The sequence below is a fragment of the Clostridium sp. AWRP genome (genome assembly GCF_004006395.2).
Taxonomy (GTDB): Bacteria; Bacillota; Clostridia; order Clostridiales; family Clostridiaceae; genus Clostridium_B.
The window spans coordinates 1097166-1116824 of the sequence record NZ_CP029758.2 but is presented as its reverse complement, the minus strand read 5'-3'; the positions used below and the strand labels follow the sequence as shown (position 1 = coordinate 1116824).

At 30.5% G+C, this 19659-nt stretch carries 22 protein-coding genes; 1 reads left to right on the top strand and 21 read right to left on the bottom strand.

Annotation, left to right across the window (positions count from 1 at the left end; genetic code table 11):
- Positions 1 to 7: 7 nt before the first annotated feature.
- The 20 genes from DMR38_RS05005 to mraZ all read right to left on the bottom strand — a co-directional run bounded on the left by DMR38_RS05005 (position 8) and on the right by mraZ (position 17505).
- The gene (locus DMR38_RS05005) at positions 8 to 922 is read right to left on the bottom strand and encodes an RluA family pseudouridine synthase (RefSeq protein ID WP_127720275.1); all 915 of its coding nucleotides are present in this window, start codon (positions 920 to 922) and stop codon (positions 8 to 10) included.
- Positions 912 to 1367: a signal peptidase II gene (lspA, locus tag DMR38_RS05000; RefSeq protein ID WP_127720274.1), complete on the bottom strand. Its 456-nt coding sequence runs from the start codon at positions 1365 to 1367 to the stop codon at positions 912 to 914. Before lspA ends, DMR38_RS05005 begins: the two co-directional genes overlap by 11 nt.
- Positions 1368 to 1398: 31 nt before the next feature.
- Positions 1399 to 2091 carry a 5'-methylthioadenosine/adenosylhomocysteine nucleosidase gene (locus DMR38_RS04995; RefSeq protein ID WP_127720273.1) on the bottom strand — a complete coding sequence of 231 codons (693 nt, stop codon included), beginning with the start codon at positions 2089 to 2091 and terminating at the stop codon, positions 1399 to 1401.
- Between the two features lie 125 nt (positions 2092 to 2216).
- A complete protein-coding gene (locus tag DMR38_RS04990) occupies positions 2217 to 2900 on the bottom strand; it encodes a DivIVA domain-containing protein (RefSeq protein WP_127720272.1) in 684 nt (227 codons plus the stop codon).
- A 17-nt stretch (positions 2901 to 2917) separates the two neighbouring features.
- Positions 2918 to 3691 (bottom strand): YlmH/Sll1252 family protein, encoded by a 774-nt coding sequence (locus DMR38_RS04985; protein ID WP_127720271.1) that lies wholly within the window; start codon positions 3689 to 3691, stop codon positions 2918 to 2920.
- A gap of 36 nt (positions 3692 to 3727) precedes the next feature.
- Positions 3728 to 3994 carry a YggT family protein gene (locus DMR38_RS04980; RefSeq protein ID WP_013237732.1) on the bottom strand — a complete coding sequence of 89 codons (267 nt, stop codon included), beginning with the start codon at positions 3992 to 3994 and terminating at the stop codon, positions 3728 to 3730.
- A 32-nt stretch (positions 3995 to 4026) separates the two neighbouring features.
- Positions 4027 to 4491: a cell division protein SepF gene (gene sepF, locus DMR38_RS04975; protein WP_127720270.1), complete on the bottom strand. Its 465-nt coding sequence runs from the start codon at positions 4489 to 4491 to the stop codon at positions 4027 to 4029.
- Between the two features lie 12 nt (positions 4492 to 4503).
- A complete protein-coding gene (locus DMR38_RS04970; RefSeq protein WP_127720269.1) occupies positions 4504 to 5172 on the bottom strand; it encodes a YggS family pyridoxal phosphate-dependent enzyme in 669 nt (222 codons plus the stop codon).
- 124 nt (positions 5173 to 5296) lie between these two features.
- Positions 5297 to 6022 carry a DUF881 domain-containing protein gene (locus DMR38_RS04965; protein ID WP_127720268.1) on the bottom strand — a complete coding sequence of 242 codons (726 nt, stop codon included), beginning with the start codon at positions 6020 to 6022 and terminating at the stop codon, positions 5297 to 5299.
- A gap of 10 nt (positions 6023 to 6032) precedes the next feature.
- Positions 6033 to 6374, bottom strand: coding sequence for a small basic family protein (locus DMR38_RS04960; protein WP_127720267.1), 342 nt, complete (start codon positions 6372 to 6374; stop codon positions 6033 to 6035).
- A 20-nt stretch (positions 6375 to 6394) separates the two neighbouring features.
- Positions 6395 to 7105, bottom strand: a complete 711-nt coding sequence (locus DMR38_RS04955; protein WP_127720266.1) for a DUF881 domain-containing protein — start codon at positions 7103 to 7105, stop codon at positions 6395 to 6397.
- A gap of 14 nt (positions 7106 to 7119) precedes the next feature.
- Entirely contained in the window at positions 7120 to 7890 is a 771-nt protein-coding gene (locus tag DMR38_RS04950) for an FtsQ-type POTRA domain-containing protein (RefSeq protein ID WP_127720265.1), read from the bottom strand.
- 454 nt (positions 7891 to 8344) lie between these two features.
- Positions 8345 to 9457, bottom strand: a complete 1113-nt coding sequence (gene spoVE / locus DMR38_RS04945) for a stage V sporulation protein E (RefSeq protein WP_175413116.1) — start codon at positions 9455 to 9457, stop codon at positions 8345 to 8347.
- Between the two features lie 92 nt (positions 9458 to 9549).
- Positions 9550 to 10503 (bottom strand): phospho-N-acetylmuramoyl-pentapeptide-transferase, encoded by a 954-nt coding sequence (gene mraY, locus DMR38_RS04940; RefSeq protein ID WP_127720263.1) that lies wholly within the window; start codon positions 10501 to 10503, stop codon positions 9550 to 9552.
- Positions 10504 to 10537: 34 nt separating this feature from the next.
- Positions 10538 to 11932, bottom strand: a complete 1395-nt coding sequence (gene murF / locus DMR38_RS04935; protein WP_127720262.1) for a UDP-N-acetylmuramoyl-tripeptide--D-alanyl-D-alanine ligase — start codon at positions 11930 to 11932, stop codon at positions 10538 to 10540.
- Between the two features lie 240 nt (positions 11933 to 12172).
- Positions 12173 to 13621 carry a UDP-N-acetylmuramoyl-L-alanyl-D-glutamate--2,6-diaminopimelate ligase gene (locus tag DMR38_RS04930; RefSeq protein WP_127720261.1) on the bottom strand — a complete coding sequence of 483 codons (1449 nt, stop codon included), beginning with the start codon at positions 13619 to 13621 and terminating at the stop codon, positions 12173 to 12175.
- A gap of 203 nt (positions 13622 to 13824) precedes the next feature.
- A complete protein-coding gene (locus tag DMR38_RS04925; protein WP_127720260.1) occupies positions 13825 to 15612 on the bottom strand; it encodes a stage V sporulation protein D in 1788 nt (595 codons plus the stop codon).
- A 6-nt stretch (positions 15613 to 15618) separates the two neighbouring features.
- Entirely contained in the window at positions 15619 to 16107 is a 489-nt protein-coding gene (locus DMR38_RS04920; RefSeq protein WP_243124442.1) for a hypothetical protein, read from the bottom strand.
- Positions 16108 to 16125: 18 nt separating this feature from the next.
- Positions 16126 to 17055 (bottom strand): 16S rRNA (cytosine(1402)-N(4))-methyltransferase RsmH, encoded by a 930-nt coding sequence (gene rsmH, locus DMR38_RS04915; RefSeq protein WP_127720258.1) that lies wholly within the window; start codon positions 17053 to 17055, stop codon positions 16126 to 16128.
- 21 nt (positions 17056 to 17076) lie between these two features.
- A complete protein-coding gene (mraZ, locus tag DMR38_RS04910; protein WP_127723913.1) occupies positions 17077 to 17505 on the bottom strand; it encodes a division/cell wall cluster transcriptional repressor MraZ in 429 nt (142 codons plus the stop codon).
- 279 nt (positions 17506 to 17784) lie between these two features.
- On the opposite strand from mraZ, the gene ychF reads away from it, so the two are divergent.
- Positions 17785 to 18882, top strand: coding sequence for a redox-regulated ATPase YchF (gene ychF / locus DMR38_RS04905; protein WP_127720257.1), 1098 nt, complete (start codon positions 17785 to 17787; stop codon positions 18880 to 18882).
- A gap of 144 nt (positions 18883 to 19026) precedes the next feature.
- On the opposite strand, the gene DMR38_RS04900 is transcribed toward ychF, so the two are convergent.
- Positions 19027 to 19635 (bottom strand): TetR/AcrR family transcriptional regulator, encoded by a 609-nt coding sequence (locus DMR38_RS04900; protein WP_127720256.1) that lies wholly within the window; start codon positions 19633 to 19635, stop codon positions 19027 to 19029.
- Positions 19636 to 19659: the final 24 nt, after the last annotated feature.

Here is a 19659-nt window from a genome sequence, read left to right as displayed (position 1 = left end):
TGCTTTTTTAATTCATATTATCTAAAACTTTTATCACTTTTTTAAAATAATCTGGTATTTCTGTTTCAAATTCTATGTACTTGTCTGTAGCTGGATGAACAAACCCAAGCTTTTTAGCATGGAGTAGCTGACCATTTAATTTAAACCTCTGCTTTTTATAGCCATATACCGGATCTCCTACAAGAGGATGCCCTATATATGCCATATGTACTCTTATCTGATGTGTTCTTCCTGTTTCAAGTATACATTTTATTAAAGTATTATTTTTAAATCTTTTAATAACCTTATAATGGGTAATGGCCCTTTTTCCATTCACACAAACTGCCATCTTTATTTTATCTTTAGGATGTCTTGCAATAGGCTCATCTACAGTGCCCTCATCTAGCTTTACGACTCCCTCTACTAAAGCTATGTATTCTCTAGTCATAGAATGATCCTTAAGCTGTTTCGCTAATTTATTATGAGAATTATCATTTTTAGCTACTACAAGTATTCCTGAAGTGTCTTTGTCTATTCTATGTACTATACCCGGTCTTGTCACTCCATTTATACCAGATAAATCATGACAATGATTTAAAAGAGCATTTACTAAAGTACCTTCATATACTCCTGGTGCAGGATGTACTATCATCCCTTGAGGCTTATTTACTACAATAACATCCTTATCTTCATATAGTATATCAAGTGGTATATCTTCTGACTGTATATTTAAATTCACAGGGTCAGGTATAGTAATTTCTATATTATCCCCTGACTTAATCTTATAATTGGACTTTTTTGCTTTTCCATTTACTTCTACCAACTTATCCTCTATTACATTTTGAATATATGATCTTGATTTATCCTGGAAACATTTAGACAAAAATACATCAAGTCTCATATTTTCTTCTTCACTACAAACCAAAAACTTTTTACTTTCCATACTTTTCTTCCTTTAATAAATAGAATGCCAAAAGTGCAGTTCCTACTACCACCATCACATCTGCTATATTGAATACAGGGAAATAATAAATATCTTTATAATGGACAGAAATAAAGTCAACTACATATTTATACACTATTCTATCCATCAAATTTCCCAAAGCTCCACTTATTATAAGTGAAAAACTTATTCTTATAAACTTTGAATTAGGTTTATATTTTATAATATAAACTATCATTCCTCCAACTACAATTATTGTAATTATAGTTAAAAAATAAAGCTTACCCTGCAAAATTCCAAAAGCAGCTCCCTTATTTTGCAAATACATTAATGAAAACAAATCTTTTATTACTATTACCTGAGAGACTTTAGATAAAACTTCAATGGCCCATATTTTAGTAACCCTATCTATTAAAATTCCAAGTAATATTATAAAAATTTCCACTATTTTCCTCCCAAAACGCAATATGTAAAAATTACAAGCTCATAATCATACTTTTAATTATTTGTGTAGAATTTTTTATGGCAATAGGTGCAAATTTTTTATAGTCCATACTAGCACCATTGTTTGCGTTATCTGATATAGATCTTATTATTACAAAAGGTACATTGTTCAAATAAGCTACCTGTGCAATACTTCCACCTTCCATTTCACAAGCCAGCGCTCCAAACTCCTTATTCAAATCTCTAACCTTTTCTGTACTTGAAATAAATTGATCTCCTGTAACTATTCTTCCTACAAAACTATTTATATTTCCTAATTTATTACATGCATCCTTAGCTTTTTCTACAAGTCTTCTATTGCATTTAAAATCATATGTATCCAATCTAGGTATCTGTCCTACTTTGTCTCCAAAAGCAGATGTATCCATATCATGCTGTACCAAATTGTCTGCTATTACTATATCTCCTGGATATACATTTTCTCCTGCACCACCTGCAATACCTACATTTATTATGTAATCTGCATTAAAATCATCTACAAGTATCTGGGCACATACTGCCGCATTTACCTTACCTATGCCACTTCTTACTACCACTATATCTTTATTATAAAGTTTTCCTAAATTAAATTTCATATTAGCTTTTTCTTCAACTTTCTCCAGTTCTAATTCAGATAAAAGTATTTCTACCTCTTCATCCATAGCTCCTATAATTCCAATAACCATATTTGAATGTCCTCCTCATTTTTATTTCTATAATTAATAGCATATATTAAATCAACATTGATTGTCAAATATGCTTTGTTCAGAGCGCCTGCTAAAAAGCCACTCTACTTTTAGAGTGGCTTTTTCTATCCTTTAATAAAAAAATTTTTAATTTCTTCCAGTTCATCTTTATCTTGAAAAATTTCCTTTTCCATATGATTTGAGTCCTCTTTATCATCTTCATCAAATTCTTTGTTACTGTTTTCAACTACAGAAACATCTTTTTTTTTGGGCTCTACTATTTCTATTTCCTTTTCCTTAACAATAGTATCTTCCACTTCATTTTCATTTGATTCATACCCGATGTTATAATTCTTTACAAAGTCTTTTTCCATATCATCAAACATTTCCATTTGAGTTTTCATAAAATTTCTAAACTTAGTTCTAAACTTAGAAAACTCCTGTTTTACATTTTCAAACTCATCTGTAATTTGAATTACATCTCCATGGGCTTTATCTATTATCTTTTGTGCAGCATCATTTGCATTTTTTACTACAAATTCACTTTCCTTTTTAGCATTTTCTTTAGCCTGTTCAGAAGCATTTTGAGCTAATAAAAGTGTATCTTTTATAGTATTTTCCATTTTAGTGTAATGACTTATCTTCTCATCCAAAGACTGCATTTTTTCCTTTAAAAGAGAATTTTCCTTATATATAGACTCATAATCTTCTGCTATTTTGTCTAAAAATTCGTCTACTTCATCTATATTATAACCTCTAAGTCCCTTTTTAAATTCCTTATTTGTTATCTCTGCAGCAGTAATAAACATCACGAGCACCTCACAAATTAACTAAATTTTTTTATAAGAAGTTTGCATCGACCGCTTCCCGTCCAACCCGTTTCCCCCACAATTTTAAACTTTCCACAGCCTCTTACAGTTATTATACAATTATCTTCTATAGATTTATCTTTTCTTGTTTCTGGTAAATAATTCAAGAGAACTTTACCTCTTTTTATCATTTCTTGAGATTTATTTCTTGACATATTGCATAGAGAACTAACTAAACAATCAATCCTCAAGGAAGAAACATTTAAAACAGAAGTTTTAAAATTATATAGGGGAATTTCCGCAGAACTAATATCTAAAACATTTATTTTGCAGCTGCTCTTTCCTACGCTATTTAAATTCATCTCTATGTAATCACTTATATCTTCACAAACAGCTAAATAGCACTGATTATCTTCCTTTAGTATTAAATCTCCAAATTTCTCTCTTTTAAGTCCAAGAGCCATAAGAGCGCCTAGATAATCTTTGTGTTCTAACTTAACAAATTTAGACGTGCATTTTATTTCCATTAATTTTATTGGATAATTCCTTATATCAAACTTTGAAAATGCTATGAGTTTTCTTTCTGCATCTTCAAATATGCCACAACTGCATATATTTAAGCCAATTTCCTCCTTTAGGTTTTCTAAAGTATTCCATACATTAGGAGTATAAAATGTTGAGGTATATACTGTATTATTAATTTTTTTTGCTAAATTTATTTTATCATATATAGGTAAGATTTCACTTCCATCGCAAAAATGAAATCTCTTTATAAAACTTTTTTTATCCATAATTATCCCTTAATTTGCTATACATTATTTCATATGCTAGAGTATCGAAAATACAATTCCTCTTAATATATCTATTATAAAAAAGGCCACTATAGGTGAAAAATCTATCATTAACCCTGGCATAAGTTTTTCCTGGATTTTTCTTCCAGGTATCATAAGGGGTTCCGTAAATATGTGTAAAAAATCCACAAATGCATTACTTCTCCCCTGCATAACCCAAGATAGAATTACATCCAATATTATAGCACCTTCAAGAAATCTAAACAGTAATGATATTGCAACAGCTAAAGTACTACTTATCATTTTTGCCTCCAATTATTTATCAGTAAATATATTTACTTCCATCCAAATATTCCTTTTCCAGATAATTCATTTTTCAAATCGCTGTTTACTTCTACACTAGATGGTGAAAGTATGTATATTCCTTTTTCTATTTCTTCCAAATTTCCTCCTAATGCATAACTTGCACCGCCCATAAAATCAAGTAACCTTTGAGCTATTCTAATTTCAAGTCCTGTAGTATTTATAACTATTATTTTTCTATTTTTAAGTTCATCACATATATCAGCTGCTTCCTCATAAGTAGTTGGCTTAACTATCCTTACCTTAGCTGCTATTGTAGTATGTATGCTTACAACTTTATTTTGTCTTTTATTATTTACAATAGGATCTACCTCTGTAAAATCATTTACGATTTTTTCATTTTCTCCTCTCTTTGTTTCTTCTTCCTCTATATCTTCCTCCAAGTCATCTTCTAATCCTAAAAATCCCATCATTTTGTTTATCATTTTACCTGCCATAAAAAATACCTCCTATTTATTATTGTAATTTCTCTTTCCAAATATACCTTCGCCAATTCTCACCAGTGTTGCTCCTTCTTTAATTGCTATTTTATAATCATGAGTCATTCCCATAGATAGTATATTCATACTTATATTATTAAACTCTCTTTTCTTCAAGCCATCAAAAATATTTTTTAGCTTTCGAAAATATTTTTTACAAATTTCTTCATCCCCTTTAGGAATTACAGCCATAAGACCTTTTACTTTTACATTGGTGCAATTCTCACAGGCATTTATTAAATCTTCCAATTCCTCTAGAGGTAAACCTGTCTTACTTTCTTCCAACCCTATATTTATTTGTATCAGTGTATTTGCAATTAGCTTTTGATCTTTATAATGTTTTTCTAATTCATTAAGAAGTCTTATACTGTCCAAAGAATGGATAAGATAAACCTTACCAACTATATATTTTACCTTGTTTCTTTGAAGATGACCTATTAAATGCCACCTTATATCCTGTGGAAGGTTTGGCATTTTACTTGTGAGCTCCTGTACTTTGTTTTCTCCAAAATCTCTAATACCTGCATCATAAGCTTTTTGTATATCTTCAATAGGTTTAGTTTTTGAAACTGCCACTAAGGTTACATTTTTATCCTTTAACTCTTCTTCTATCCTACTCAAGTTTTGTTCAATTGACAATACTACCGTCTCCTTTATTGTTTAAGCACAAACATATACAATTAATAGTATTCTTCATAGACATCAAAATTCCTGCAAAAATTAATTATTTTTTTAATCATTTTCAACAAATTTATAAAATAATCTACTGCATCTCTTTCATAAATTCTGTTCTATACTCTCCCTTATAGGCAGGTATTTTTATATTATCTGATTTTTGTACCTCTACCACAATCTTTCTAGTTATCATTATTTTTAAGTAGTTTTCATTTGACATCATGTAAGTATAGAGTACTTCCTTATTTCCTATAGCATTAATTAAAAAAGGAGAAGCTATTTTTACTCCATTTACTCTTAAAAATGGACCGCTGCAATAAATTTCGGAAACTCCTACTATTCTGTGACCATTTATAGAAATTGCCTCAGATCCTGCATTTTTCAAATCATTAATAACCTGTATAATGTCTGTATTATGTACAATTTTCATCTGATACTGAAAGCTATCAAGTCCATCACTCATAGGTGCATCATTTAAATATATATTTATTCCCTGACCTTTTGCAGCTACTTTTCCAAGTATCATATTGTTTTGATTTAATTCCTGATTTATTCCAGCTACAACTTGAGTCTCATTCTTCTCACTGCTTCTATATTTCTTTAGCTTGTTATAGGTATTATTATATTGTTTTAATAATCCTGATATCTCACTGTGAAGCTGATTTTTATAATTATATGCATCTTGATACTGTTTTGCATTTAAAAACACTCTTTTATTAGTCTTACCTTTTGTAAAACTTATATTAGTGGATATTAATATACCTATTATTATAGAAGCTATAAAAACAAAAGTATTAGCTTCACTACTCTTCATTTATTTCACCTCATTGATGTGATTTAGCTTTTTCAATCAATTCTCTTCTTATTATTGCAAAATTATTAAATATTCTTCCTCCAAAAACTATAACCACTGCCAAATATATAGGTACTCCAAGCTTATCCCCTAAATAAGCAAATGCTGCAGCAAGTACTGCATTTCCAAAAAATCCGGATATAAAAATATCTGTTTTAAAATTTTTAGACAAATTAGCTCTTATAGCCCCAAATACCGAGTCAAGACAAGCTAAGATAGCCACAGACATATAAGGTGAAAATTTATCTGGAATATTTACATTCCAAACTACACCTATAATTATTCCCAATATAAGTCCAACAAATCCTATCATTTTTTATCACCTCTAATTCATTATTTCATAGGCTCTGCATACTCAAATTTATATGGTTTGTTATATTTCTTTATAGTTATACTATCAGATTTTTCAAACTTAACATCACATATCGTTTTTAAATCTGAAAATACTTCTGGAAAACTCATAGCACTATATAACAAACTTTTATCTCCTATAGCTTGTATAACTATTCTTTTTGATGGTGATATTTTTTCATCATTTATAAGTATATAATTTCCTGCTGTCCTTATACCCGTTCTTGAAACAATCCTTATATCATTTATAGATATAGCTTCAGCACCTGCAAATCTCAACTCATTTACGATATAAACTAAATCTTTATCGGTTATGTGATTGTTAACACTATTTCCAAATAGATTACTGTTAGGATTAAGATATATAACGACACCTTGTCCCTTTACATCTACCTCTCCTATAAGTATTCTAGAACTTTCTAATTCATCCAGAAGTTTTTTTGTAGAATCACTCTTGCCTGCTGCAGCATCTTCATAGCCCTTTACTTTATTTTGAAGATCATTTACCTTCGTTTCTAGTGCAGCTTTTTCCTTTTTATACTGCTCTATTTCCACAGTAACATCAGAGCTATTTTGATTATTTAAATTTAATGTATTATCCTGTTTCATAAGTACTCTAAATTGGTAGGTAAGCATGAATCCAAGTATACAGCACACCAAAGCAACACTAATTTGTGAAGCAAATTTACGCATTTTATTTTATCCTCCTAATTTTCAATGTGAAATACAGGATTTCCACCAAATCTTACATCTATGTATCCCCTAGCGTTACCCAATTTTTCATTTAATATTATATTTAAAGCCCTATTTACCTTTTTACCTAAATTATCTCCTTGTCCCAGTTCCACACACATATCTTTAAAGTAAACTTTAATGTCCACAGAATTGCTTACATCCATATAAGTAATTTCAAAAGGTAACTTATTATTTTGAATTATACTTCCTAGGGTAATTACAGCCTTAATTTTATTATCATCTTTATTTAAAATACATTCTCCCAGTTTAACTTTACTACAATCAATTCCATTTAACTTAACTAACTTCATATTACTTATGTTGTCTCTCCTTTGGAGTAAAACTCCATTTTTATCTATAATGAAATATTTTTTGCTGCTTTCTATATAAAAGGTTGCCTCTCTTTCCTTTACATTAATATTAATAGTCCCAGGAAGCTTTCTGCCTATATCAACATCTTCTATATATGGATTCTTTAATATATTTTCTGATGCATCTTTTAGATTAATATAAAAGATATTATTTCCGCCATATACTTTTGAATCCTCAATAATGCTATTACTTGAAATACTTTTATTTCCATACACTTTAATATACTTTATATTAAAATACGGCAATTTTAAGCAGAGTGTAAAAAATAATGCTATTAAAAATACCATAAGCATAAGAACTCGTTTTAATTTTACTTTTTTCCGTCTTTTCAAAATCAATTCATTATCTGTTTTCGTAATAATATGACTCATTTTGTATCCTCTCACTTATAATATAAAATAACATAACATAAGATACATATATATTAACACTTAATAACAGTAATTTCATTAAAATAACTCTTAAATTTATATTAAATATTTATATACTCAACTTTCGCAGTTTAAAAATATTGCGAAGCAATAGTTTTAATTAATAGTTAAGAATGAAGAATTAATAGTTAATGTGGATTTTTTTCCGTTACACTACAAAAAATCTTTGATTAAGCTTTTCATCACTCATTTCGCTAAAGCGAAACATTGATGAGTTATATAAATTTAAAGATTTTTTGCGATAGCTAAAAATCATCCTTCACTATTAATTTTTCATTATTAATTCTTAACTTGTGAAGCTTTGCTTCGCATTATTTTTTTATTAAGTAATCATCTTTCTAAATTCTTCTTAAAAGTCCACAATAGCATTACAAAAAAATTTGTAATGCTATTGTTAACCACTTTCTGTTTGCCTTGATATATTCAAAAGTATTCCAACTGCTATCATATTGATTGTGAGAGCCGAACCTCCATAACTTATAAAAGGTAATGGTACTCCTGTTACAGGCATAGCACCAGTTACAACTGCAATATTTATTATTGCCTGAACTGCAATAACTGAAGTTATTCCCGTTGCTAAAATTGTTCCATAAGTATCCCTCGCCCTTATAGCAATAACAATTCCTCTCCACACAAAAACTATAAATAATATAACAATTACAGTACATCCTATAAGCCCTAATTCTTCTCCTATAATAGAAAATATAAAATCATTGTGAGGTTCTGGTATGTAATAACATTTTTGCCTTGACCTACCAAGTCCCATTCCCCATATTCCTCCTGATCCCATTGCTAAAAGAGATTGGATCAATTGATATCCCTTTCCTTTAGGATCAGACCAAGGATTTAGAAAACTTGTAAATCTAGCCATTCTATAAGGTTCAAATATTATACCTGCTATTCCTCCAAGAACTACAAGTCCAACTACACCAAGTACATGGGTTATTTTAGCTCCCGATACATATAAAATTATGAGGGTAACTATCATTATTACAGCTGCTATACTTAAATTCTTTTCTGCAAATACAAGTCCTGCATAAAATGCAGAAACCAAAAGATATGGAAGGACACCATAAAGCATGGTTTCTATCTTTCTTCCCCCTTTAAGCTCTATACTTTTTGCCATATATAAAACCACAATGTATTTTGCTATTTCAGAAGGTTGAAATCCAACAGAACCTAATGTTATCCATCTTTGTGCACCTTTTCTAGATTCAAAGGCAAAAACTGCAAGTAGAAATATTACAGATACTATCATAAGCAATTTAGTATACTTCTTTATTCTCTTATAATCAAATTTTACTGTAAAAAACATAAGGAATGTTCCAATTATTGCCCATAACCCCTGCCTTTTTAAATAATACATACTATCTCTTGTACTTTTATCAAAAAATGCTTTGTAAGAACTGGCACTATAGACCATGACAACTCCAATAGCTACCAATAACATTATAGTTGCGAAGAGCAAAAAGTCTATAGATCCCATTTTAGTATTTGGTTTACTAATTCTCATAAAAATCCTCCTAGATTATTACTATATGAGGCTGACAAAAGCATTTAAAAATTACTATATTTAAAGATAACCTTCTTCTTTTTATTTTACAAAGATAGAAATCCTAACAGACACAATATTACTGTACTTATACAAAATATAGAAACTACTTTAGTCTCATGCCAACCTGAAAGTTCAAAATGGTGATGGATTGGAGCCATTTTAAATATCCTCTTCCCTGTAAGTTTAAAAGAAACCACTTGAAGTATAACAGATGCTGCCTCTATTACATATATTCCTCCAATTATTGGAACAAGCAGTGGAAGTTTTAATATCATTGCAACTGCACCTACTGCACCTCCAAGTGCCAGAGATCCCGTATCTCCCATAAATATTTGAGCTGGAAACGCATTGTATTTCAAAAATCCTAAAAGTGCTCCAGCAAGAACTGCACAGAAAATAGCAAGTGTAATGTGCCCCATAGCAAAACTTACAAGAGCTAAAAAAGTCATTACTAAAAGTGTAACTGATGTTGCCAATCCATCAAGTCCATCTGTTAAATTCACCGCATTTGTAGTCGCTGCAAAATATATTATTATAAACGGAATATAAAATATTCCTAAATTCCAACTTCTATGTGCAAAAGGAACTATTATAGATGTCCCTATATATGGATTATTGGCAGAATAGTAGGCAAATATTCCAGATACAATTAATAATAATATCATTTTTTGATAAGCTCTTAGTCCCAAATTTTGCTTTCTCAATATCTTTAAGATATCATCAATAGCACCTATTAACCCAAAAGCCACAAAAGCATAAAGGGCTATCATAGCCTCATCTGACGGTTTTTTTACTATAATTGCCATAGTTATAAAAGTTGCTAGTATAAATAGTACTCCTCCCATAGTTGGAGTACCTGCTTTTTTCAAATGACTCTTTGGTCCATCTTCTCGTATATTCTGGCCAAATTTAAATTTATGAAGAAGAGGGATCAGAATAGGTCCTTCTAAAATAGCTATAAAAAATGCAATTAGTACAGAATAAATTAATCTATACATATAATATTGCCCTAAGTTAAAGGGCATTCACCTCCTAATTATTGCTGCTTTTCTTTAGTTCCTCTGCTATAGTCTCAAATTTCATTGTTCTGGAAGCCTTTACAAGTATTGTATCTCCCTTTTCAATGTACTTCTTTATAAGAAACTCCAAAACTTCTGCATAGGTACCAAAACTAATAAATTTTCCTTTTTCACTTGTTAACTGAAATCCCCTTTTAAAATCTTCTACATATTCCCCAAGAGCTATCAAGATATCTATGCCATTTTCTCCTACATACTTTCCTACTTCCTCGTGCATCCTGCAGGATTCATCTCCCAATTCCCCCATAGTACCAAGTACAGCTACTCTCCTTTTTGATTTAAAATTTTTCAAAACATCAATAGCTGCTTTCATTGACTCAGGATTGGCATTATAACTATCATTAATTACATTGAATTTTTTTCCTTTACATATCTCCATTCTCATTGCAGTAGTCTCTATATTTTTTAAGCCTTTTCTTATTTCTCCATAAGTCATATTTAAAATTCTCCCACAAGCAACTGCAAGTAAAGAATTCAATACATTGTACTTTCCAGGTACATTTACCTTAAACCTCTCTTCCATCTTAACATTGTTTTCACATATGTTAAAACTTATAAAATCTTCTTTTACCTCTATATCATAAGCTGATATATCTGAATCTTTTTCCAGACCAACTCTTTCTATATTGAATCTATCTTCTTTTAAATTGCCTAACATATCATTGTCTGAATTTATTACTAAAGTATTATCCTCTGAAAAGAAATCTGTTATTTCAAGTTTTGCTGCAAGTATGTTTTCTCTTGTTCCTAAATTTCCTATATGTGCCCTAAGTACATTGGTTATTACTGCAATATCTGGCCTAGCAGCTTTTGCCATACTATGTATTTCTCCCCTATTATTCATTCCCATTTCAAGCACTGCCACATCATAACTATTATCCAACTTAAATATCATATGTGGAAGTCCTATTTGATTGTTAAGATTGCCTTCTGTTTTAAACACTTTGAACTTGCCACTTAATACAGATGCTACTAAATCCTTTGTTGTTGTTTTACCTGCAGAACCTGTAATTCCTATTACTTTTACATTAAGTTTACTTTTATAGAATTCTGCTAAATCAAGCAACGCCTGATTTCCATCCTTAACTTGAATTACACTAGTACACTCATTTATTTCACTTTCTTTAAAATATACTTCATCCACAATACATATAGAAGCACCTTTATCACTTGCAGCTGCAGCATATTTATTTCCGTTAAATCTTTCTCCTCTAAGGGCAATAAATATATCCTTTTCTTCAATTTTTCTAGTATCCGTACTTACATTTCTATATCCACTATATTTTCCTGAAATTATTACTTGTCCAGATACAGCATTTACTATTTCACCAAAACTCATGTATTCCAAATTTTTATTCTCCCCTCTTTTAGGCAATTATCTTAAAGTTAAAAGTTCAAATATCAGAGTTCAAATAAATGATAACTTTTTAAAGTCTTAGAATATTTTAGCCTAATACTTTCTTATACTAGAAAGTACTCCATCATTATCTGATATTTGTTCTTTGCTATCTGTTATTTATTTTTTCAGACTCTATATGCTCTAGTATAAGTTAACTTTCAAACTAGAAACTCTATAATTGTAAATTGATCACTGTACGTTGTCTAAAATTTCAGCTATTATCTCTCTTTCATCAAAATGTATGGTCTTATCTTTTAATATCTGATAATCTTCATGCCCCTTTCCTGCAACTACAATTACATCGCCTTTTTGTGCCATATGTATAGATTCCCTTATAGCTTCTTTCCTATTTTCAACTACCTTATAATTATCTTTTTCAACACCATTTACTATTTCATCAATTATTGCCATAGGCTCTTCACCTCTTGGATTATCTGAAGTTATAACTGCAAAATCAGATAACTCTGTACCTATCTTGCCCATTATAGGTCTTTTTGTATTATCCCTGTCTCCACCACAACCAAAGACAGCTATAAGTCTTCCTGTAGTAAATTCTCTAGCAGTTTTTAATATGTTCTCCAACCCATCTGGAGTATGAGCATAGTCTACTATAACTTCATATCCAAGATCATACCCTTTAGTAACTATTTCACATCTTCCAGGTACAGCATCCATAGACTCAAGTCCCTTTTTCACAATTTCTAAACTTATACCTTCGCAAAGGCATGCCCCTATACTTCCAAGAGCATTCATTACATTATATTTACCTGGTATATTTAAATTTATATGCGCTGTCTGACCCCTATATGTTATATTAAAATTAGCTCCTCTAGAATGTATATTTAAATCATTAGCTTTTAAATCAGCTTCCTTATTTATAGCATAAGTTATCTTGCTTCCTAATGCATCTTCATATATTCTATCCCCATATTTGTCATCTATATTTATAACAGAATTAATAGTATTTTTAAATAATATTAATTTAGCCTTATAATAATTTTCAAAGGTCTTGTGAAAATCTAAGTGATCTCTTGTTAGATTTGTAAATATTGCCTCTGAAAATTTCACTCCATATGCTCTATCTAAGTACAGTGAATGAGAAGATACTTCCATAACACAATACTGAACTCCTTCGTCCACCATCTGTTTAAATAACTTCTGAAGTTCTAAGGATTCAGGAGTAGTCCTATGAGAAGGTATTTTCTTATTTCCTATATAATTTGCTATAGTACCTACAAGTCCTACTTTATAACCTGCTGTCTCTAGTATGGATTTCATCATAAATGTAGATGTAGTTTTACCATTAGTTCCTGTTATTCCTATTATTTTCATCTTTTTAAAAGGATTATCATAATAATTTGATGAAATAATAGCAAGCGCTTTTCTTGTATCTTTTACCTTTATCACAGTACAATCGGGTACATTTTCTACTTCTTCGCTTATTACAATAGCTGCCGCACCATTTTTATAAGCCTTATCTATGTATTTATGTCCATCAGTAACATATCCCTTTATACATACAAAAACATCTCCAGATTTAACTTCTCTAGAATCATATTGAATTTCTCCTATATTTAAATTATCATTTCCCTTAACAACTTCATATTTAAGTCCGTTCATCACTTTCTTCAATTTCATGGTATACACTCCCTAAATTTAAAATTATCCGATATGTGTCTAATCTACACATAGCATTGGCATGCAGACTTAACAAATAATAGTACTGCATGCCTTAAAGTAATTTTCTATCAAATCTTTCACTATTTTATTATAATTTTCTAATCCCTTCATGTAAAGAACAAGTTAATTATTTTTATCAATGAATCCACCAGATAAATGCCTTAAGGTGATGTATCCCCTTTCACTGCAAGATAATTAACGACATCTTCAAAAACCTGCTTTGCTGTAGGTACCGCAGTTTGACTTGCATAATAAGTGGATGGATCTGGTTCATTTATAGAAATTAGAATTGTTATTTTAGGGTCATTGGAAGGTGCCATACCTGCAAATGAAGAAACATATTTTCCTGTCTGATATCCTCCAACTCCAGCTTTCTGGGCTGTACCTGTTTTTCCTGCTATGTGATAGCCTTCTATAAAAGTACCTTTTCCACTGCCCTCTGTAACTACCCTTTCTAGGTATGATCTTAGCTTTGCAGTTTTACTACTATCCAAAAATTTTTTACTATTACCAGCTAGGTCATATTTTTTATCTATAACTTCTTTGCTGCTATTTTCATCATAATGTTCTATTTCTTTCATAACATGAGGAGTAATTAAAGTTCCTCCATTTGCCACTGCATTAAAAGCTCTAAGATACTGAACTGCTGACACTGTGTCTGTCTGTCCAAAAGAAATAGTTGCCAAATCCACATCGCTTATATTTTCCGTCTTTTTAACTATTCCTTTAGCTTCTCCTGGTAAATCTACTCCGGTTTTTTTGCCAAATCCAAATTTTTGTATGTAATCATTTAATTTTTCTTTTCCTATTTTTTTGCCAAGCTCTGCAAAACCTACATTGCAGGAATTTTTAATTATGTCTGGGAAACCTTGTACACCATGTCCAGTAGATACCCAGCAATGTATCACTCTATTGCCTATCTTTATGCTTCCATTACATGTAAATGTATCACTATCACTAACTGAATTTGTTTCAAGCGCAGTTTGTGCAGTTATAACTTTAAATATGGAACCTGGTTCAAAAGTATCGCTTACTGCTCTATTTCTCCATACATTTTGGAGCTCTGCGTAAGATTTGTTATCTACCCAAGGAGAATTTGGGTTGTAATCAGGTTTATTTGCCATAGCCAGTATTTCTCCATTTTTAGGATTCATAATTGTTATAGAAACTGCTTTTGCATTATAATCTTTAAGTGCCTGCTCTGCTGATTTTTCTGCAAAATGTTGTATCATTTCATCTATAGTAAGTACTATATCCTTTCCATCTACAGGTTTTGTAAATTCTGAAATAGTATAGGGAAGTTCTTTACTCTTTCTATCTAATTCTGCAATTCTACGACCTGGAGTGCCTGCTAAATCCTTATTATAATAGAGTTCTACTCCTGTAAGTCCAACTCCATCTGAATTAGTATGTCCAATTACCTGTGCTAAAAAATTGTTATTTGGGTAATATCTTTTAGTATCTGCTGACACAAGCACTCCATTTAAATTTAAATTTCTAACTTTATCTGCTTCAGCCTTTTCCACTCTTCTTTTAAGCGTAGCAGATGCAATAGGAAGCCCTCCTGGAAGAGTTTTTTTCATTATTTTTGACACTTCTTTCTTATCCATAGAAAGAGCTTCTGCTAACTCTCCTGATATTTTATCTTCCGATATATTCTTCTCCTCCATAGTTTCTCTTAACGTGTTCATATCCAAATCAATTCTGTACACATTAGCACTTACTGCTAATTCATTTCCACTTCTATCTAAAATTCTTCCTCTTTTTGCATCAATTTTGACATCACTTGTCCACTGAGCTATTGCCATGGATTTAAGCTGCGGCGATCTGTATATCATTACATAACACATTCTCACTACTAGTAAAAAGAAAACCATAAATAGAAAACTAAAAATAATTATCATTCTTTTTCTGATAATTACTCTATCTCTGTATTCCTTTTTAGCCAAAATTATTTACCTCCATATCAATTGCTTCAACTCATTTAATATCCCCTTGTGCATTTCTGATTCATCCGAATTTTCTTCTACTTTAATAATTTTTTTATCCAGGTTTATATATACTGCATTTCCTTTATCCGGTACTTTCATTTGCAATTTATTTATTGCATTATCTTCTATGTATCCCAAATTATTGTATTTTACAAGTTCTACCCTCAAGTTTTCATTTTGTTTGTTAATTTCACTTATATCGTTTTCTATAGAATTTAGCTCCGTCTGTGAATTGTATATTGCACAATATCTATAGACCAGAATAACACCTACAATAAAAATCACACATATATTTCTAATTACTCTTAGTTTCTTTTTTACCTTTAATGCCCTATTCGGAGCCTTAGTTTTAATCTTTTTTTCTTCTGTCTCTTTGTAAGGCTTGTACTCTGGCTGAAGGACAGTATTTCCATTTACCATACTATCTTTGTTCATTAATATCACTTTATTCACCTCTTTTAAATTTTAGAACTAAATTTTCTCTGCTGTCCTAAGCTTAGAACTTTTACTTCTTGAATTTTTCTCTTTTTCCTCTTCTGTAGGTATTATAGGCTTTTTATTTATTATTTTTACAATAGGTTTTTTGCCACACACACATATAGGAAAATCTGGTGGACAAGTACATGGATTCTCTAATTTTTTAAATTTAGTTTTTATAATTCTATCTTCTAAAGAATGAAAAGTTATAATTGATATTCTTCCGCCTGTATTCAGTCTTTTTACGCTATCCTCTACTGCTTTGTTCAATATTTTAAGTTCTCCGTTTACTTCTATACGTATAGCTTGAAAAGTTCTTTTTGCAGGATGACCTTCTTTTTGAAATCTTGCAGGTATTGCATTTCTTATTATATCTACAAGCTGTAATGTTGTTTTTATAGGAGCCTTTTCCCTTTCAGCTACTATAAACTTTGCTATTCTCTTTGAAAAGTTTTCCTCTCCATAGTCCTTTATAACGTTATGAAGATTTTCCTCACTATAATTGTTAATCACCTCATAAGCGGATAATGAACTATCCCTATTCATTCTCATATCAAGTGGAGCATCCTTCATATAGCTAAATCCCCTTTCTGATTCATCTAGTTGATAAGACGAAACTCCAAGATCCATAAGTATACCATCAACTTTCTCTATTTTAAGTTCTTCTAAAATTTCATCTATATAATAAAAATTATTGTGAACATAAGTAATATTTTTAAATTTATTTAGTCTCTCCCTTGTTGCATTTATAGCAGACGTATCCTCATCTATTCCTATTAACCTTCCCTTGTCGGATAACCTCTTTAAGATTTCAAAGGAATGCCCTCCCCCTCCTAAAGTGCAGTCTACATATATTCCATCTTCTTTAATGTTTAAGCTATTTATAGTCTCGTTAAGTAGTACAGGTACATGTTTAAATTTCATATAATACGTCCTCCAATTTTGCTATATTCCAAGTTCATTCATTTGTTCTGCTATATTATCAAAATTTATATTTAAATTATTGTATTCTATCCAATTTTCTTTACTCCATATCTCTATTCTGCTAGATACTCCTATACTTACTATTTCCTTATTTATAGCTGCGTATTCTAGGAGCGTCTGGGGTATTAAAATCCTGCCCTGCTTATCAGGTTCCATTTCATTTGCCCCGGAGAAAAAAAATCTTACAAAAACCCTGGCATTTTTATTAGTAAGTGGGAGTTTTTTTAATTTCTCTTCAAGTAAATGCCATTCACAAAGTGGGAAAGCATAAAGACAACTATCTAAGCCTTTAGTCAAAATAAATTTACTTCCTAATTCTTCTCTAAATTTAGAAGGTATAATTATTCTATTTTTACTATCTAGTGAATGTTCATACTCACCTAAAAACATCATTACACCTCTTAATGCTATCATGCTCCACTTTTAACCACTTTAATCCACCAAGTTACTTATTCTATATTAACATAAAATTTCCTCTTTTTTAATAGACTTTTAATACTTTTTTTAAATCTATTAAATTTATTTTTTCATCATTTTTTTCATCTCCTTCCACCAACCCGCAAAATTAGTTTATATTCACTGCATTTATTGAAATAATATGTTCTGTAGAGTATAATTTAGATGAATTTTACACCAGTTAATTATATTTTAAGAAGGGAATGTACATAGATGAAACTTGGAATTGTGGGTTTGCCAAACGTTGGCAAAAGTACCCTATTTAATGCAATAACAAAGGCAGGTGCAGAATCTGCCAATTATCCATTCTGTACTATAGAACCAAATGTAGGAGTGGTTAGTGTACCAGATAAAAGATTAGATGTACTTGAAAAAATGTACAATTCAAAGAAAAAGGTATATACAGCTATTGAATTTTACGATATAGCAGGACTTGTAAAAGGTGCTAGCAAGGGAGAAGGCCTTGGAAATAAGTTTTTATCTCATATAAGAGAAGTAGAAGCTATAGTACATGTGGTTAGATGTTTTGAAGATGATAATATTGTCCATGTAGATGGCAGTGTGGATCCTATTCGTGATATTGAAACCATAAACTTAGAGCTTATATTCTCAGATTTAGAAGTAATGGACAGGAGGATTGAAAAAGTGTCGAAACTTGCGAAAAGTGGAGATAAGGAATCAAAAGTTGAATATGAAATTATGTTAAAAGTAAAAAAACATCTAGAGGAAGGTAAGCCTGTAAGAACTCTAGATCTAAATGAAGATGAAGCCGAACTTGTTAAAAGCTTCTTCTTACTTACAACTAAACCTGTACTCTATGTAGCCAATATTTCTGAAGATGACTTAACTTCCGGAAATTTGGAAAATGATTTTGTAAAGAAAGTACAAGAATATGCAAAAGTGGAAGGCTCAGAAGTAGTAATAATTTCTGCCAAAATAGAAGAAGAACTTTCTTCTCTAGAAGATGACGAAAGACTTGAGATGCTAAAGGAATATGGTTTAAATGAAGCAGGTCTAGATAAATTGATAAACAGCAGCTATAGGTTGCTTGGTCTTATGAGCTTTTTAACTGCTGGAGAAAAAGAAGTAAGAGCATGGACCATAAAGAAAGGCACTAAAGCTCCGGAAGCTGCTGGCAAAATACACACTGATATCCAAAAAGGATTCATACGAGCTGAAATTGTATCCTACGACAAACTCGTGGAATGCGGCTCCGAGACTTCTGCAAAAGAAAGTGGCTACTATAGATTGGAAGGAAAAGACTACATTATGCAGGATGGAGATGTAGTTAACTTTAGGTTCAACGTTTAGACAATGCACAATGCACAATGCATAGTGCACAACTTTAGAGCAAAATGTTAAAACATTTTGTTCTTTTTTATATATGTCAATATACAAATTTCTAGTAGAGAATGAAAAGTTAATACAATTGTGCATCATGAATTGTGAATTGCGTTACATACTATTGCCTTGAAGCGACTTAATTAACACATCTATATATTTATACCTAACATTTTTATCCTTATAATTTAAATTAGAAAATTTTTTTGTTTGGTTATCAGATATTACAGGAAAAATTAAACTAGCAATTCCCTGCAGTGCCATCATGGATAATTTTTCTTCATCTCTAATTCCTGTAACTTCCGATAAAATATCTTTTATCTTAAAGACTCCTTCATCTTCAATAAATTTAATATAATCAAATTTCATATCGTCATTATATATAATAAGTTGATTGACAAAATTTCTAAATACATCTGGATACTCAACGCTAGCATCAGAATAACTCCTAAGAAAATCCCTAAGTCTATCTATTGGTGCAATCTGCTTATTTTCGAGAATTTCAAAAGAACTCATAAATTTACTGGTAAGACATTTTAATGCCTCGTTAATTACACCTTCCTTTGAGCCAAAATAATAATTAATTGATGCTACATTAACATCAGCTGCCGCTGCTATTTTTCTTATAGTAACATTTTGAAATCCTTCTTTTCCAATAATATAAAGAGTAGAATTCAATATTCGATCCTTAGCATTTGGAATATCTTTTGAATTATATTTCATTTAATATCCTCCTAAAAATAACTA